This is a genomic window from Comamonas fluminis, assembly GCF_019186805.1.
Taxonomy (GTDB): domain Bacteria; phylum Pseudomonadota; class Gammaproteobacteria; order Burkholderiales; family Burkholderiaceae_C; genus Comamonas; species Comamonas fluminis.
Map to the genome: position 1 here is coordinate 4462155 of NZ_CP066783.1, position 16569 is coordinate 4478723.

Consider the following 16569-nt stretch of genomic DNA (forward strand, 5'->3'; position numbering starts at 1 on the left):
CGGGGAAACCCTTGAATTGAAATGACAGACGTAAAAAAGGCCTGCCATTGGCAAGCCTTTATGCAACACAAGGAATAGTGGCTATTGCAGCCAGCCCTCAGATCATCATTGCAGCGCTTTAATCAGTTTCAGCGCAATATCTCTGAGTGGAAAGTCCAGATTTCGATAGCATTCCAACAAGCGCTGCTCATCGTTTGGCAGCGTTATGGTTTCGGTTTGCAAACCCGCCATCAGCTCCAGTGCCGTGATATCCAGCGCCTGGGCCAGGCGGCCCAGTGTGTCGTTCTTGAGAGTGCGTATCGCACCCGATTCAATCTGCGAGATCGCCGATGCGGTGAGTTCCGCCATCTGCGCCAGCTTGCCCTGACTCAACCCCAGCTCTTTCCGCCTTGCGCGTATGCGCTCACCCAAATCTGTCATCTAACCACTGACCAAACTATCGCTGCACGAAAAAGCGGCCTAACCGCCGCTGGAAGCCCAAGCCAAAGAAAAAACCATCCCGAGACCCGCCCCATCAGGAGCAAAGCCTACGTCACCGCTCAAAAACGAGAGGCAGCCAGCAAGAGCCGCCTCGCGGCAATGCTGCCGTCCCCCTCAGGGGGCGCCCGGCTAGGGGAAGCTGCAAAGCCGCTCAGGGGGAGACAGTTACGCTCCGTGGCACTTCTTGAACTTCTTGCCGCTGCCGCAGTGGCAAGGGTCGTTGCGGCCCAGTTGTTCTCCCTTGACGATGGTTTCCTGGCGGGGGCCCATGCTCTTCCACAGGCGGTACAGGTCATACACGGCCCAGATGGCTTCGCCGAAGGCGTCCACACGTTCCTGGCTGGTCGATGCGGGGCCCGATTCTTCGTACAGGTTCAGAGCGGGCTCGTCGGTGTCGTCTTCGGTCAGCTTGACGATGAACTCCATGGCGGCGTCCAGCAACTGTGCAGCTTCCTTGTCGCGGGGGGCAGCCCAGTCGTCCGACCAGTTTTCCACCACAAACATAAAGCCCAGCGCCCAGACTTGCGAGAAGGAAGGCACTTCTTCGCCTTCCAGCTCGGCCTGCTCTGCTTCGGGCAGCATGGCAATGGCGCCACGGGTATCCAGCGCTTCGGGCTGGAAGGCCATGTCGTCGGCCAGAGACTTGACGTCCGTGTCCAACTGCTCGCGCACTTCGTTCAGGCGCAGCTCGAACAGTTCCATGAAGCGGGCCTGCTGGGCTTCGTCCTTGAAGGCTTCCAGCTTGGGCAGGGGCTGACCGGCGGGCACTTGCAGCGCTTCGCCATCGCCCAGCAGCATGGGCATGTATTCGGCCGCTTCGATGGGGCGGCGTGTGCAGACCAGAGCGGTCAGGAAGCCGTCGCAGAATTCCCACTGAGGGATTTCATCGCCACGGGTACGCAGCTCGTCCAGCATCGCGTCCAGCTCTTCCAGCTGGTCGTTGCTCAGTGCGCCCTGAGGCATGTCGGAGAGGGCCGCATCTTCGGCTGCGGGAGTGCTTGTTGGGTCTTGCATGGGGAAAGGCTTCTATGATGGCCCGGACTGTTTTTCATCACTATCGATGTGCAGGGCCGATGATGGAACGCGGGAGACTGTTGCATCCAGTCAGGATGCTCCCGTACTGGTTCGAATTTTAGCGGGCCACCATCAACATACCCTGCCAGGGGAGTATCTGCAGTGCGTCGCTTTCTGACCAGTTTGCCTTTGCGCTACAGCGCACTGGCCATTTCCGCCGTGGTGCTGTGCATCTCGCTCTATTCCTTTGTGACCGTCGGCAAGGGCCTGTGGTGGCTGATTGCCGCAGCACTGCTGGTGCTGCTGGGCCTGTGGGATATGGCGCAAAAGCACCATGCCATCTTGCGCAACTACCCCATCATGGGGCATTTCCGTTTTCTGTTTGAGTTCATCCGCCCCGAGATTCGCCAGTATTTTATCGAGGGAGATACCGAGGCCCAGCCCTTCTCGCGCGCCCAGCGCTCGCTGGTCTATCAGCGCTCCAAGGGCCAGGTGGACAACCGCCCCTTTGGCACGCAACTGGATGTGAGCCAGCAGGGTTATGAGTGGGTCAACCACTCCATGCAGCCAACCAAGCTGCCATCACACGACTTTCGGGTCTGGATTGGAGGCTCGCCCGATGAAACCCAGCAGGGCACAGATCCCTGCACCCGCCCCTATCACGCCAGTGTGTTCAATATCTCGGCCATGAGCTTTGGTGCGCTGTCTGGCAATGCCATTCAGGCGCTGAACCAGGGCGCCAAGATGGGCGGATTCATTCACGACACGGGCGAAGGCTCCATCAGCCAGTACCACCGCATGCATGGTGGTGACCTGATCTGGGAAGTGGCCTCGGGCTACTTTGGCTGCCGCAATGCGGATGGCACGTTCAGCGAAGAGAAATTCATCGTCAACGCCACCGATCCGCAGGTCAAGATGATCGAGCTCAAGCTCAGCCAGGGCGCCAAGCCCGGCCACGGCGGCATGCTGCCGGGCGCCAAGGTCACTCCTGAAATTGCAGCAGCACGCGGTATCCCTGTGGGGGTGGACTGCATTTCGCCATCCAGCCACAGCGCGTTTTCCACGCCGGTCGAGCTGATGCATTTCATCGCCAAGCTGCGCCGTCTGTCGGGCGGCAAGCCCACAGGCTTCAAGTTCTGCGTGGGCCACCCCTGGGAATGGTTTGCCATGGTCAAGGCCATGCTGGAGACGGGCATCACACCCGACTTCATCGTGGTCGATGGCGCTGAGGGCGGCACGGGCGCTGCCCCTGTGGAGTTTGTTGACCATGTGGGCGTGCCGCTGCAGGAAGGCCTGCTGCTGGTGCACAACACGCTGCTGGGCGTGAACCTGCGCCACCGCATCAAGATCGGCGCGGCGGGCAAGGTCATCACAGCCTTTGACATCGCCCGCATGATGGCTCTGGGCGCCGACTGGTGCAATTCTGGGCGTGGCTTCATGATGGCGCTGGGGTGCATTCAGGCGCAAACCTGCCACACCGGCACCTGCCCCACAGGCGTGACCACGCAGGACACCGTGCGCCAGCAGGCGCTGGTGGTACCCGACAAGGCCACACGCGTGGCCAACTTCCATAAAAACACGCTGCATGCACTGCAGGAACTGGTGCAGGCGGCGGGCCTGAAGCACCCCAATGACATCTCGGCCCACCACATTGTGCGCAGGCTGGATGACAATCAGGTCAGCCTGCTGTCCAACCTCATTCTGCGCGTAGAGCCGGGCAGCCTGCTGCAGTCGCTGGAGCCGCAGCACCAGGTCTTTCGCAGCTACTGGCCGCTGGCCGACGCCCACAGTTTCCAGCCGCTGCACCAGCCCATCCTCAAGCCATCAGCCCCGGCTGCGGCAGAAGCGGCACAATCGCAGGCTTTGCCTTCGCGCAGCGGCATCTGGACCTGATGAGATCCTGATGGTGCGCGCAGACGCTTGACGAACTTCAGCCCAACGTGCAATCACAGGATTTTTCAGCTCCAACCCAAGCGCAGCATGCGCAAACAGCTATCGATTACGAAGCGTTTTTGCAGCAGCATCTGCAGCAGCCCCACAACATCATGCGCTACCCGCTGGCGCATGAAACGCTGTGGGTCAAGCGCGCCAGCCAGGGCAACCCGGCCCTGAACTACTGGCTGCTCAGCACGCTGGCGGGCCTGTTTGGCACGCCTGTGCTGCGCCCTGTGCCCAACCCCGGCGGCGCCGCCACCCTTCAGACGGAAGTGCGACGCCTGCGCAGCTTTCATGCGCACGGCCTGCGCGTGCCAGAAGTGCTGGCCAGCTGCGATCAGGCGTTTGTGATGCGCCACCTGGGCCGTCCCGGTGAAGAGTCTCCGTCTCTCAGCAACGCCATTGAAGACGCCATTCCTCGGGGCGCAGACGCCACGCTGACCCTGTGGCTGCGCGGCCTGCAGGCACTGCAGACGGTGCATGCCAAAGGCGAGGTGCTGAGCCAGGCCGTGGCCCGCAATATGGTGGTGTGCGCCGATGGGGAAATTGGCTTTATCGACTTTGAAGACGACCCCGCAGCCCACCTGCCCCGCGCCGTGTGCATGGCGCGGGACGCGCTGAACTACGCACAATCGACCGCCTTGTTCTTGCAGCAGGCGGGGGCCATGCCCGCTGCGCAGCAGCACTGGGCCGCGTTTGTGCGGCAGCTGCCCGATGACGCCCGGCTGGTGTTGCAGCGCACGGTGAAAAAACTGGGCTGGGTGCGCTTTCTGCCCCGCAGCCCCCGCCTGGGGCGCGACACGCTGCGCGTGCTGGCAGCCTATGATTTGCTTCAAGCCATCTAAAACCATAGCTTGCAGCGCTTGATAAGCATAGGCTACAGGCCAAAAACACCATAAAAAAGCCCCGATCTGAATCACTCAGACCGGGGCTTTTGTTTGAGCTTTGCCGAAGCAGAACTCAATCAGGCATGTGTATGCGCTACGGCAGGTTCATCCACCGACTTGCCGGCCAGTGCAGCGTCCAGCGCGTCGTGGTCCAGCGCGTTTTCCCACTTGGACACCACCACGGTGGCCACGGCGTTGCCGATGAAGTTGGTCAGCGAGCGGCACTCGGACATGAAGCGGTCCACACCCAGAATCAGGGCCATACCGGCCACAGGCACTTCAGGCACCACAGCCAGCGTAGCAGCCAGGGTGATGAAGCCAGCGCCCGTCACGCCGGCAGCGCCCTTGGACGACAGCATGGCAACCAGCAGCAGCGCAATTTGGTGACCCAGCGTCAGGTGCGTATCCGTAGCCTGAGCGATGAACAGCGCAGCCAGCGTCATGTAGATATTGGTGCCGTCCAGGTTGAAGGAGTAACCAGTAGGAACCACCAGACCCACCACAGACTTGCTGCAGCCAGCCTTTTCCATCTTGTGCATCAGCGAAGGCAGAGCCGACTCGGAAGAAGACGTGCCCAGCACCAGCAGCAACTCGTCCTTCAGGTACTTGATGAGCTTGGTGATGGAGAAGCCGCAGAAACGTGCCACCGCACCCAGAATCACCAGCACAAAGATGGCGGAGGTGATGTAGAAGGTCAGCACCAGCTCGGCCAAATTGACCAGCGAGCCCAGACCAAACTTTCCGATGGTGAACGCCATGGCACCAAAGGCGCCGATGGGAGCGAACTTCATCACGATGTTCACCAGCTTGAAGATGGGCTTTTGCAGCGCTTCAAAGAAGTTCAGCACGGGCTTGCCAGCCTCACCCACCATGGCCAGAGACACGCCGAACAGCACGGCCACCATCAGCACCTGCAGGATGTTGTCACCCACGAACGGGCTGATCAGCGTCTTGGGGATGATGTCCATCACAAAGCCGGTCAGCGTCATCTCGTGCGACTTGGCCACATAGCCCTTGACGGCAGTCTGGTCCAGATCGGCAGGGTTGATGTGCATGCCAGCGCCCGGCTGCATCACGTTGGCCACCACCAGACCAACGACCAGCGCCAGTGTGGAGAAGGTCAGGAAGTACGCCATGGCCTTGCCGAAAACACGGCCCACGGCGCTCAGGTGCGTCATGCTGGCAATGCCGGTCACGATGGTCAAAAAGATCACCGGGGCGATGATCATCTTGATCAGCTTGATGAACGCGTCACCAAACGGCTTCATCGCTTCGCCGTAAGCAGGCTCGAAGTAGCCCAGCAGCACGCCGATGATGATGGCGAACACCACCTGAAAATACAGCTGGCGGTAGAAGGGCAGATGCTCGCGAGGAGCAGTTTCAGTAGGCAGAGCTTGCACGCTACGTCTCCTGGTACAAAGGTATGACTGCTGCAAATCAGGTGCGGGCAGAGCCCTCGCCTCAAGGAAGCCGTCTCGGCGCCACCTTGTTCACATCAGTCTTGAAAAAGAAAACGCACCACGGTGGTGCGCTGTGTTGTGTCCGTTTGTACCGCTGGCCTTTTTTTGTGCCGATAACCTATTGGTATTAGATGCGCTGCCGTCCCTATAGGGTAAAGACAAAACCTAGGGTAAGCACCTAGACTTCATCACCACGACCGCAACCGCTTTCACGCACCCCGCCATGCGTTTTATTCGCCACCGCCTGTTCTGGACTGTTCTGATCATCCTGCTTGGCACGCTGCTGAGCATGCTGGCCGCCAGCCAGATTGCCCTGCGCACCTCGCTGCAGCAGGAGGGCCAGAGCGTGCAGCGCCAGCTCAATCTGTACGCCCAGGCGCTGCTGCAGCGCATTGACCGCTACCGCACCCTGCCCGAGGTGCTGGCACTGGACGCCCAGCTCAAGGATGCGCTGAGCCACCCCTTGAGCGCCGTCGAAGTGGACCGCCTCAACCGCAAGCTGGAGCAGGCCAACGGCGCCAGCCAGGCCTCCACACTGACGCTGATTGACCTGCAGGGCAAAGCCATTGCCGCCAGCAACTGGCGCGACAGCCACAGCAATGTGGGCGAGGACTACAGCTTTCGCCCCTATGTGCAGCAGGCGCTGGCCAGCGGCTCGGGGCGCTTTTACGGCATTGGCATGACCACCGGCGTGGCAGGCTATTTTCTGTCCAAGGCAATTTTCGCCAATGACGGCAAGGTGCTTGGGCTGATAGCTATCAAAATTGCATTGCAGGAGCTGGAGAGCGAGTGGCAGATATCGCCCGACACCGTGCTGGCATCCGACTCTCACGGCGTGGTGTTTCTCGCCAGCAGCGATGCATGGCGCTATCGGCTGCTGCACCCGCTGACAACGCTGGATCTGCAGGAGCTGGAGGCCACGCGCCAATATGCGGATCAGCGCCTGCAGCCGCTGCAATACCGCATAGACCGCGTCACCAGCGACCACGCCCGGCTGACGCAGTTCAGCGAGCCACGCCTGCAGCGGCCCGTGCTCTGGCAAAGCCTGGCCCTGCCCGATCTGCAGTGGCAGCTGCACCTGCTGCACAACACCGACAGCAGCCTCACCGCCAGCCGCTGGGCCGGGCTGGCCGCCGCTGCACTATGGCTAGCCTTGTCCCTGCTGGTGCTGTTTGTACGCCAGCGCCAGCGCATGGCCACGCTGCGCCAGCGCAGCCGCCTGGAGCTGGAAACCGTGTTGCACCAGCACGCGCAGGAACTGCGCACCGCGCAGGACGGCATTGTGCAAGCCGCCAAGCAGGCGGATACCGGCCTCTCGCGCAGCCTGCAGCACTTGCCGCAAGGCGTGGTGGTGGTGGATTCGCACCTCAGGCTGGTGGCCTGGAATTCACGTTATGTGGAGCTGTTTCGCTACCCGCCAGAGCTGATGCGTGTGGGCCAGCCCATCGAAGTACTGATGCGCCACAACGCCCGGCGCGGCCTGCTGGGCAAGACGGATGTGGAGCAGGCCATTGCGCGCCGGCTAGAACATCTGCGCAATGGCAACCAGCACCTGCACGAAAGCGCCAAGGGCGATGGCACGGTGCTGGAAATTCGCGGCAACCCGCTGCCCGATGGCGGCTTTGTCACCAGCTACGCCGACATCACCAGCTACAAAAATGCCGCGCGGGAACTGCGCTCCTTGGCCGATACGCTGGAGCAGCGCGTGGCCGAGCGCACCAGCGACCTGGACGCCGCACGCCGCGAGGCCGAGCGCGCCAACCGCTACAAGACCCGCTTTGTCGCATCTGCCGTGCACGACTTGCTGCAGCCGCTGAACGCAGCACGCATCTTCACCAGCCTGCTGCCCGGCTATCTGCAAGATGACGAAAGCCGCCAGCTGGTGCAGCGTGTGGACAAGGCGCTGGCTTCGCAGGACGCCATCCTCACCAGCCTGCTGGACATCTCGCGCATGGAATCCGGCCAGCTCGAAGTCCATATCCGTGACTTTGCCCTCAGCTCGCTGCTGGAGATCGTGCACAACAACTTCGCGCTGCAGGCCCAGAGCGAGGGACTGACGCTGCGCTGCATTCCCAGCCAGCTCATCGTGCGCAGCGATGAGGCTCTGCTGCGCCGCATCTTGCAGAACTTTGTCTCCAACGCCATCCGCTACACCCGCAAAGGCCGCATCGTCGTCGGCTGCCGCCGCATGGGAGAGCATGTGCGCATCGAAGTGCACGACCAGGGCCCCGGCATCCCGCCCGGTCTGCAAAAAGAGGTGTTCGAAGAGTTCCGCCGCCTGGACGAAGGCCATGCCGACGACCGTGGAACCGGCCTGGGGCTAGCCATTGTGGAGCGTCTGGGCAAGCTGCTGGGCCATGAAATCGGCCTGCGCTCGCACATGGGCAAGGGCACGGTCTTCTGGGTCGTCGTCCCCCTGGGTCAGGCCACGGCCATGGTGCCTGCATCGCAGGAGCCCTCACCCAGCGCCCGCAGCGACAGCCCCCTGCATGGCGGCACCGTCTGGTATGTGGAAGACGACCCGGCCACCCGCGACGCCACCTGCGCCCTGCTGCAGCGCTGGGGCTGCGAAGTGCCGCTGGCCGCCAACGCCCCCGAAGCCCTGGCACACGCCGCGCCCGGCAATGCCCCGCAACTGGTGCTGCTGGACGTGCACCTGGGCCAGCTCTACGGCCCCGAGGTCTATACCCAGCTGTGCGAACGCTGGGGCCAGCAGCCGCCAGTCATTCTGCTCACCGCCGAAGGTGACAGCACCCTGCGCCGCCAGGCCGCCGAGCGCGGCTGGGGCTTTCTGGCCAAGCCCGTGCGGCCACCGGCGCTGCGGGCGCTGATGAGCCAGACGTTTTTGCGCGGGCAAGAGGCAAGTCAGCCCAGCAAGGAACCTCCCGCAGAAAATAGCAATCGCTGATGGATTGTGCCTCTAGCGCACGATGGACAAGCGCATCGCGCTATCAAATCAAAAGCATCCTCCACGCACTCTTCTTTTGAGGCTGGCCGGTTGCATCCGCAAAGAACGGTTGCCGCCTGCGGGGGGGGACGGCACTACACCAAGTCACCCCCATTCGCAACGCGAGTGACCGCTAGTTCTCAACAGCTCTCCCATGGGCTGCCATGGAGCGCCTTCTAAAATGTATCTTCTTGAAACAACTGCGCCGTCTTGCCTGCGACCTCTTGTACCAGGTTGCAAACCACACAACGGCCTCTCTCCATGAAGACTCAAGTGCGAAACGCATCCTGGCGCTATTGCGCATTGGCATTGATCTCTGCAGCCGCACTGACTGGCTGCGAAACCATCTCTCAGCAGCCTGCTGCCCCACAGGGTGCGCCGTCCCGCGCCCCGGCAGTCAGCCCGCCAGCCAGCGCACCGGCACCAACTGCGGCAGCACCATTCAGCGGCCCAATCCCGCTGCAAACCTATGCCTCATATCTGTCTTACGGAATTGCTTTTTCATACCAGCTGCAACCTGGTGGCAAGCTCATCTTCCGTGACTACAACGAAGGCAAACTGGTAGAGCGCCGCAACGGCACCTGGACGCAAACGGGCAACCGCATCACGCTGTCCCTTCCCCGCGCCAAGTCCCAAAAGGCACTCAGCTATGTTTACGAATACCGTAATGAGTTGCGCTCTCCAGACCCCGACTTTGAAGGTTGCAGGCAATTCGCTCCCGGCCTCTACCCCATCAGCGACAACGGCAAGCCCATCAAGAAAGAGTTCTTCACGGCCTTGTTCCTCTGGCCAGACCGTTACACCCTGGCCAAAGGCCCCTGCCTGTCGCGGCGCTGAGACAGCTTCAACCTGAAAGGGTACGAACCATTTGCATCAGCAGCAACGCCGATTGCGCAGGAAAGCACCTTTGACAATCGCCGCCTCGGTGTCGAGGGGCGTCAGAGTCGTCACACCTCATGATCGTTTTCCAGGCTCTTGACCAGCACCGCAGCCTGGGTGCGTGAATAACATTCGAGCTTTTTGAGAATCGCCGTCACATGCACTTTGACGGTGTTTTCAGCTAGGCCCAGTTCGTGCGCGATCTGCTTGTTGAGCAAGCCATCGGCAATGCACAGCAGCACACGGAACTGCTGGGGTGTGAGCTGGGCCAAGCGTGCAGCCAGCGCCGCATCAGCCTCAGATCGCTCTGCCACCATCGATGGGAAGCTGATGTCTCCATTGAGCACATCATCAATGGCGGCGCTCATGTCTTCGGCCGCGGCCGACTTGGAAATAAATCCCGCCGCGCCAAACTGCTGGGCGCGGCGAATAATGCGCGGATCATCGTTAGACGAAATGATGATGACCGGCACCTGTGCATATTCCCCGCGCAGATGCAGTAGCGAGGAAAAGCCACGTGCGCCGGGCATGGCCAAGTCCAGCAGCACCAGCTCTATCTCCGGATGCTCCTGCATGGCTGCACCCACCGTCTGGGCGCTGGCGGCCTCAACAATGCGGAACTGCGGAAAGCGGTCGTGCAGTACCTGAATCAGCGCTGCGCGAAACAGCGGATGATCGTCAGCAACGAGAAGAGTGGGGGCAGACATGGGCCGAGTCTGCCATGCCAGCGCTTTACCGGGGGCGAGCGAGGATTCTCACGACTGCGCTCTGAAACCCAGACTGGCGCTAACCGTACGCGCCTCGGCACACAAGGCCTGGGCCACAGCGCCCTGCGGGTCAGGGTCGAAGCCGCCGCTGGCCCCCAGCGCGCACAGCACGGCCACCACATGACCGGTGTAGTCGTACAGCGGCGCAGCCACGGCGCTGATACCTGGCAAATTGGTGTCTCGTATGGAGGCGCAGCCAGCCGCACGAATCTCGGCCTGCAACTGCTCCAAGGGCTTTTTGCCGGGAAGCTGGGCGCGACGTGAAGGGCTGGCCTGGGCCAGTTCCTGCTGCACCAGGCTTTCGACTTGCGGGCTGCTGTCCATAAACGCCAGGAAAGCTCTGCCCGTCGCCGACCAGAGCATGGACATGACCGAGCCCACGCGCACATTGACGGTGACCGGCAAGCTGGGTTCCTCAAAGCGAACAATCACCGGCCCCATATTGCCCATGACGGCCACAAAGCTGGTGACCTGCAAGGCTTCTCGCAAATGAATGAGAGCAGGCTCGGCCACCCGTATCGGGTCGCACTGGCGCATGGCCGCCAGCCCCACGCGAATGGCTTCGCTGCCCAGCGCGTACTGCGTGCCACCACGGTCTTGCTCCACCAGCCCCTCAGCCATCAGGCTGGCCAGATAGCGGTGCACCTTGGCCGGACTTTCATCAACGGCTGCGCCAATGGCCGTCAAGCTGGCCCGCCCGCCTAGATTGGCCAGCGCCTTGAGCACGGCCAGACAGGTCTCCGCCGCCTGCACGCGCTGACGGCGCTGATCCGACGCGGGCTGACTCTCTTCAATCACAGCGCTATCTGCCACTTGAAAGACGGCAGATTTCGATGCTTTAGAGGCGGTTGTTTTATCAATTTTCATAGCTGATTACGTATGAATGACCTAGGCAGAAGGCCATTTTCATTGAAATTCTTATCGCAGTCTGGGGAAATCCCTTGAGTCAAAATTACGCTATGCGTATAAAAATTACGCAAATCAATAAAGCGTATTTGAGCGCATTCACCGCAGGTCTTGCACCTCGGATACCCGCAAACAACACCCGCCAAGGAGACAACCCGATGAACAAACGCCTTTTCACCGCCTCGGTTCTGGCCACCAGCATGCTCTGGCTGGCTAGCGCCCCCACAGCCGCAGTGGCACAAGACAAGTTCCCCGCCAAGAGCGTGCGCTGGATCGTGCCCTATGCAGCAGGCGGTGGCTCGGACTTTCTGGCCCGCACCATTGGCCAGGCCTGGAGCGCCCAGGTGCATCAGCCCGTCGTGGTGGACAACCGTCCGGGCGGCAACACCGCGATTGGCGCATCGGAAACCGCACGCGCACCGGCTGATGGTTACACCATTGTTTCGGCCGACAACGGCACGCTGATCTTCAACCCCGTGCTCTATAAAAACCTGAGCTACAACCCCAGCAAGGACCTGACCCCGGTCACGCTGATGGGGCGCTTCCCCATGATTTTGGTGGCCGGCCCCGGTGAAAAAGCCAAGACCGCCAAGGAGTTCATTGCCGAAGTCAAGGCCAGCAAGGACGGCGTGAACTACGCCTCTGCCGGTGCAGGCAGCCCCCACCATCTGGCCATGGAATTGCTCAAGAGCGAAGCCGGCCTGAAGCTGACCCACGCTCCCTATCGCGGTGCGGCCCCCGCACTGGCCGATGTGGCGGGCGGCCAGATCCCTGTGATGATGGTGGACATGGCCGCTGGCGCCGGTTTCATCAAGGGCGGCAAGGTGCGCCCCCTGGCCGTAGCCAACGCCACGCGCCTGCCGCAACTGCCCGATGTGCCGACCTTTGCTGAACTGGGCCTGCCCAGCGTACAAGCCGCTGCACTGGTCGGCATGGTCGCCCCGGCCAAGACGCCTGCCCCCATCATCGCAGCGCTCAACAAGCAAGTGGTGGCAGCCATCAACGAGCCAGCCGTCAAGCAAAAGCTGATCGACTTTGGCGTCGAGCCCGTGGGCAATACGCCAGAGCAGTTCCAGGCCCTGATCAACAGCGAAAGCACACGCTGGCACAAGCTCATCAAAGACTTGAACATTACGCTGGATTAAATAGCTCCCCCTGAGTCGCTTCGCGCCTTCCCCTAGCCGGGCGCCCCCAGGGGCGACAGCCTCGCGGCGAGGCGGCTCTTGCTTGCTGTCCCTCGTCTTAAGACAGGGGGCCGCTAACAACTGCCATGCAGTTGTTCAACACATGGATTTGAAAAGCAGAGGCTGGCGGCAGGCCGCCTCTGCACTCTGTTGTGATGGCAAGCCCGCCATCGCCCTGCCACCCGAGTTAGCGAGAGAGTCATGACTGTTTCCACCGCCGCACGTTGCCCCATCGATCACAGCCAGTTCACCCAACCCACTGACGCCAAAGGCCCGACCGGCTGCCCCATCAGCCATGGCGCTGCCGCTTTCGATCCGTTTGGTGATGGCTACCAGCAAGACCCGCCCGAATATGTGCGCTGGGCACGCGAGCAGGAGCCTGTGTTCTACAGCCCGCAACTGGGCTACTGGGTGGTGGCACGCTTTGACGACATCAAGGCGATTTTTCGCGACAACATCACCTTCAGCCCCTCCATTGCGCTGGAGAAAATCACACCTACCGGCGACGAAGCCAACGCAGTACTGGCCAGCTATGGCTTTGCACTGAACCGCACGCTGGTCAACGAGGACGAGCCTGCCCATATGCCGCGCCGCCGTGCGCTGATGGAGCCGTTCACGCCCGAAGCGCTCAAACACCACGAGCCCATGGTGCGCAAGCTGGCGCGCGAATATGTGGACCGCTTCATCAACGATGGCCGCGCCGATCTGGTCGACCAGATGCTGTGGGAAGTGCCACTCACCGTCGCCATGCACTTCCTGGGCGTGCCCGAGGACGATATGGACGCGCTGCGCGAATACAGCATTGCCCACACCGTCAACACCTGGGGCCGCCCCAAAACCGAAGAGCAGGTGGCCGTGGCCCATGCCGTGGGCAACTTCTGGCAATACGCGGGCAAGGTGCTGGACAAAATGCGTGCCAACCCCGAGGCCGATGGCTGGATGCAGTACGGTATCCGCAAGCAAAAGGAAATGCCCGAAGTCGTCACCGACTCCTATCTGCATTCCATGATGATGGCCGGCATCGTCGCCGCGCACGAAACCACGGCCAACGCCACAGCCAATGCGATCAAGCTGCTGCTGCAGCACCCCAAGGTCTGGCAGGAAATCTGCGACGACCCTTCGCTGATTCCCAATGCCGTGGAGGAATGCCTGCGCCACAACGGCTCGGTCGCTGCATGGCGACGCCTGGCCACCAAGGATGTGGTGATTGGCGGCCAGGCAATTCCCGCTGGCAGCAAGCTGCTGATCGTCACCTCCTCGGCCAACCATGACGAGCAGCATTTTGTGGATGCCGACCTGTTCGACATTCACCGCGACAACGCCAGCGACCACCTGACCTTTGGCTATGGCTCACACCAGTGCATGGGCAAGAACCTGGCGCGCATGGAGATGCAAATCTTCCTGGAAGAATTCACACGCCGCATGCCGCATATGAAGCTGGCCGAGCAAACCTTCAGCTATGTGCCCAATACCTCCTTCCGCGGCCCCGAGCATCTGTGGGTTCAATGGGATGTGAACCAGAACCCCGAGCGCAGCAACCCAGCGGTGCTGCAAGCCCAACAGCCCGTGCGCATTGGCGAATCGTCCCAAGGCGGCGTAAGCCGCAGCATGCTGGTGGACAGCGCCGAGCTGATTGCGCAAGATGTGCTGCGCGTGCGCCTCAAAGCGCCCGATGGGCGCGATCTGCCGCGCTGGACACCCGGCTCGCACATTGATCTGCAATGCGGCGACACCGGTATCTCGCGCCAGTATTCGCTGTGCGGCGACCCAACCCAAGCCGATGTGTATGAGGTCGCCGTGCTGCGCGAAGAAGCCAGCCGTGGCGGCTCGGCCTGGGTGCACAGCGCACTTCAGCCTGGGATAAAAGTACAGATGCGCGGCCCGCGCAATCACTTCAAGCTTGATGAAACAGCAAAGCACCTGATTCTGGTGGCTGGCGGCATAGGCATCACGCCCATTGCCGCCATGGCTGCCCGCGCCAAGGCGCTGGGAATTTCCTATGAAATTCACTACAGCTGTAGCCAGCGCCAGCGCATGGCGCTGCTGAATGCATTGCAGGCTCTGCATGGCGACAAGCTGCACACCTATGTGGGCGCGGAAGGCCAGCGTGCCGACTACTTTGCCCTGCTGGCCACCGCCCAGCCCGGTGCACAAATCTATGCCTGCGGCCCGCAGCGCATGCTGGACGGGCTGGAGCAGGCCAGCAGCCACTGGCCCGAGGACAGCCTGCGCGTGGAGCATTTCTCCAGCACCCTTGGCGCCCTGGACCCCAGCAAGGAGCATGGCTTCGAGGTGGAACTGCGCGAGTCAGGCATCACGCTGCAGGTGCGCAATGACGAAACCCTGCTCGACGCGCTTCGAGGCGCCAATATCGATGTTGAATGCGATTGCCGCGAAGGTCTGTGCGGCTCCTGCGAAGTACAGGTGATCGAGGGCGATATCGACCACCGCGACATGGTGCTGACCCGCGCCGAACGCGCGGCCTGCACCAAGATGATGAGCTGCTGCTCTCGCGCCAGAAACGCAGAACAAAAAATCGTGCTGGCCCTGTAAGCCTCGGCAACTCACATGCTCCAGATTCTGGGGGCTGTGCCCTCCAGCCCCCAGAGTTCTTTTCTCCAAAGCATCCACAGTTTTTTCCACAGTATCATCACAGGCTCAACCACAGGTGATACACCGCGCAAAACCAGCATGTTTTCATTCGGGGAAGTCACACCACTCCACACACCTTCCGGGGCTGCGCCCAGCAGTTCATGCGATGCCTCCAGCAAGGCTTCGCGCTGAGCGCGTGCAATAGGAGTACCGCTGGCAAAAATAAGGCTGGCCAGGCAGCGATGTCCCGCCAGCCCCAGGTCACCGTTGAGCAGCAAATCATCCTGTGCATTGACCACGCCACGCTCCAGAAAACGACCAGGCCACTCGATATGCTGCTCGAACACTCCATCCTCAAAGGGCTGAGCAGCCAGTGGCAAACCCAGCGCAGTCACATCCCAGGTCAGCAGCTGCGCATCTTCGGCAAGGTCAAACTCCAGATGGTTGACGGCATCGCAGGCGTTGTACGCAATCGCCTCCAGCGGTAGCCACTCCAGCCTTGCACCTTGCAACAGCTTCAGCTTTGTGCGCTGCAGTGCCTGCTTGCCATTGCTCTTGTAAAAGCGCGTAGCACCAGGCGTGGTCACCAGCGCGTGCGCGCCTGCTTCGACCTCGACGTCAATGTCGAGTACATCCCCCCCCACCAGCCCACCCGGCGGATGCACCAGCACGTTGTGGCAGATACCCGGGCCTTCTGGGTACAGGCTTTTGAGAATGCGCAGCGGCCCATCATGGGTGAAATGCACCGAAGTCTTATCCGCCTGCAGCGCGTAATTCAGCGCCAGTTTTGCGTGCCATGTCATAGCGGCTTTCTCAAATCGCCACCAACGAACGCACGTTCTTCTCCTGCATCTCGCTGCCAGGGCCGGATGCAATCACCTCGCCGCGTTCCATCACTACGTAGTGGTCGGCCAGTTCTTCGGCAAAGTCGTAGTACTGCTCGCACAGCAAAATCGCCATGTCACCGCGATTGGCCAGCATGCGGATGACGCGGCCGATGTCTTTGATGATGCTGGGCTGAATGCCCTCGGTGGGCTCGTCCAGAATCAGAATTTTGGGCTGAGGCGCCAGCGCACGCGCAATAGCCAGTTGCTGCTGTTGACCACCCGAGAGATCGCCGCCACGGCGGTGCAGCATTTGCTTGAGCACCGGGAACAGCTCGTACAGCTCAGCCGGAATTTTGGTGCGCGCTGAGCAGTAAGACAGCCCCATACGAAGGTTGTCTTCGACCGATAGCCGCGAGAAGATTTCACGCCCCTGGGGTACAAAGCCAATGCCGCTACGTGCACGCTCATAGGGCGTGCGCTTCGCAATATCTTTGCCCTGCCATTCAATGCTGCCGCTTTTGATGGGCACTAGGCCCATCAGGCTTTTCAACAAGGTGGTCTTGCCCACGCCATTGCGGCCCAGCAGCACCGTGACTTTGCCAATCTCCGCCGTGATGTTCACATCCCGCAGGATGTGCGAGCCGCCGTAGTACTGGTGCAGGTTTTGAACTTTAAGCATTTTTGAACTCCG

At 61.4% G+C, this 16569-nt stretch carries 13 protein-coding genes; 6 read left to right on the forward strand and 7 right to left on the reverse strand.

The window, feature by feature from the left end; translation table 11 throughout:
• Positions 1 to 105: 105 nt before the first annotated feature.
• Positions 106 to 372 carry a helix-turn-helix domain-containing protein gene (locus JDW18_RS20640; protein WP_246610137.1) on the reverse strand — a complete coding sequence of 89 codons (267 nt, stop codon included), beginning with the start codon at positions 370 to 372 and terminating at the stop codon, positions 106 to 108.
• A 273-nt stretch (positions 373 to 645) separates the two neighbouring features.
• Positions 646 to 1443, reverse strand: coding sequence for a YecA/YgfB family protein (locus JDW18_RS20645; RefSeq protein ID WP_218244010.1), 798 nt, complete (start codon positions 1441 to 1443; stop codon positions 646 to 648).
• 213 nt (positions 1444 to 1656) lie between these two features.
• On the opposite strand from JDW18_RS20645, the gene JDW18_RS20650 reads away from it, so the two are divergent.
• The gene (locus tag JDW18_RS20650) at positions 1657 to 3387 is read left to right on the forward strand and encodes an FMN-binding glutamate synthase family protein (RefSeq protein ID WP_218241469.1); all 1731 of its coding nucleotides are present in this window, start codon (positions 1657 to 1659) and stop codon (positions 3385 to 3387) included.
• 47 nt (positions 3388 to 3434) lie between these two features.
• Positions 3435 to 4274 (forward strand): RIO1 family regulatory kinase/ATPase domain-containing protein, encoded by an 840-nt coding sequence (locus JDW18_RS20655; RefSeq protein ID WP_218241470.1) that lies wholly within the window; start codon positions 3435 to 3437, stop codon positions 4272 to 4274.
• 119 nt (positions 4275 to 4393) lie between these two features.
• On the opposite strand, the gene JDW18_RS20660 is transcribed toward JDW18_RS20655, so the two are convergent.
• Complete coding sequence (locus JDW18_RS20660) at positions 4394 to 5716, reverse strand: dicarboxylate/amino acid:cation symporter (RefSeq protein WP_218241471.1); 1323 nt, start codon at positions 5714 to 5716, stop codon at positions 4394 to 4396.
• A 283-nt stretch (positions 5717 to 5999) separates the two neighbouring features.
• Here JDW18_RS20660 and JDW18_RS20665 point away from each other — a divergent pair, with 283 nt between their 5' ends.
• Positions 6000 to 8684, forward strand: coding sequence for a hybrid sensor histidine kinase/response regulator (locus tag JDW18_RS20665; protein ID WP_218241472.1), 2685 nt, complete (start codon positions 6000 to 6002; stop codon positions 8682 to 8684).
• A 312-nt stretch (positions 8685 to 8996) separates the two neighbouring features.
• A complete protein-coding gene (locus JDW18_RS20670; protein WP_218241473.1) occupies positions 8997 to 9560 on the forward strand; it encodes a hypothetical protein in 564 nt (187 codons plus the stop codon).
• A gap of 110 nt (positions 9561 to 9670) precedes the next feature.
• Here JDW18_RS20670 and JDW18_RS20675 read toward each other — a convergent pair whose 3' ends face one another.
• Both JDW18_RS20675 and JDW18_RS20680 read right to left on the reverse strand, forming a co-directional pair.
• Positions 9671 to 10309: a response regulator gene (locus tag JDW18_RS20675; protein ID WP_218241474.1), complete on the reverse strand. Its 639-nt coding sequence runs from the start codon at positions 10307 to 10309 to the stop codon at positions 9671 to 9673.
• Between the two features lie 48 nt (positions 10310 to 10357).
• Positions 10358 to 11182 carry an IclR family transcriptional regulator gene (locus JDW18_RS20680; RefSeq protein WP_246610139.1) on the reverse strand — a complete coding sequence of 275 codons (825 nt, stop codon included), beginning with the start codon at positions 11180 to 11182 and terminating at the stop codon, positions 10358 to 10360.
• A gap of 251 nt (positions 11183 to 11433) precedes the next feature.
• Here JDW18_RS20680 and JDW18_RS20685 point away from each other — a divergent pair, with 251 nt between their 5' ends.
• Positions 11434 to 12420 (forward strand): Bug family tripartite tricarboxylate transporter substrate binding protein, encoded by a 987-nt coding sequence (locus JDW18_RS20685; protein WP_218241476.1) that lies wholly within the window; start codon positions 11434 to 11436, stop codon positions 12418 to 12420.
• A 240-nt stretch (positions 12421 to 12660) separates the two neighbouring features.
• Positions 12661 to 15012 (forward strand): cytochrome P450/oxidoreductase, encoded by a 2352-nt coding sequence (locus tag JDW18_RS20690; protein WP_218241477.1) that lies wholly within the window; start codon positions 12661 to 12663, stop codon positions 15010 to 15012.
• A gap of 11 nt (positions 15013 to 15023) precedes the next feature.
• On the opposite strand, the gene JDW18_RS20695 is transcribed toward JDW18_RS20690, so the two are convergent.
• Positions 15024 to 15854 carry an urease accessory protein UreD gene (locus tag JDW18_RS20695; protein ID WP_218241478.1) on the reverse strand — a complete coding sequence of 277 codons (831 nt, stop codon included), beginning with the start codon at positions 15852 to 15854 and terminating at the stop codon, positions 15024 to 15026.
• Positions 15855 to 15864: 10 nt separating this feature from the next.
• Positions 15865 to 16557 (reverse strand): urea ABC transporter ATP-binding subunit UrtE, encoded by a 693-nt coding sequence (gene urtE, locus JDW18_RS20700; RefSeq protein WP_218241479.1) that lies wholly within the window; start codon positions 16555 to 16557, stop codon positions 15865 to 15867.
• Positions 16558 to 16569 lie beyond the last annotated feature (12 nt).

Excerpts from the sequence above, each read along its gene's own strand:
- JDW18_RS20690 (WP_218241477.1), top strand. The coding sequence starts at position 12,661 with ATGACTGTTTCCACCGCCGCACGTTGCCCCATCGATCACAGCCAGTTC.
- JDW18_RS20675 (WP_218241474.1), bottom strand. The coding sequence starts at position 10,309 with ATGTCTGCCCCCACTCTTCTCGTTGCTGACGATCATCCGCTGTTTCGC.
- JDW18_RS20685 (WP_218241476.1), top strand. The coding sequence starts at position 11,434 with ATGAACAAACGCCTTTTCACCGCCTCGGTTCTGGCCACCAGCATGCTC.
- JDW18_RS20695 (WP_218241478.1), bottom strand. The coding sequence starts at position 15,854 with ATGACATGGCACGCAAAACTGGCGCTGAATTACGCGCTGCAGGCGGAT.
- JDW18_RS20645 (WP_218244010.1), bottom strand. The coding sequence starts at position 1,443 with ATGCCTCAGGGCGCACTGAGCAACGACCAGCTGGAAGAGCTGGACGCG.
- JDW18_RS20665 (WP_218241472.1), top strand. The coding sequence starts at position 6,000 with ATGCGTTTTATTCGCCACCGCCTGTTCTGGACTGTTCTGATCATCCTG.
- urtE (WP_218241479.1), bottom strand. The coding sequence starts at position 16,557 with ATGCTTAAAGTTCAAAACCTGCACCAGTACTACGGCGGCTCGCACATC.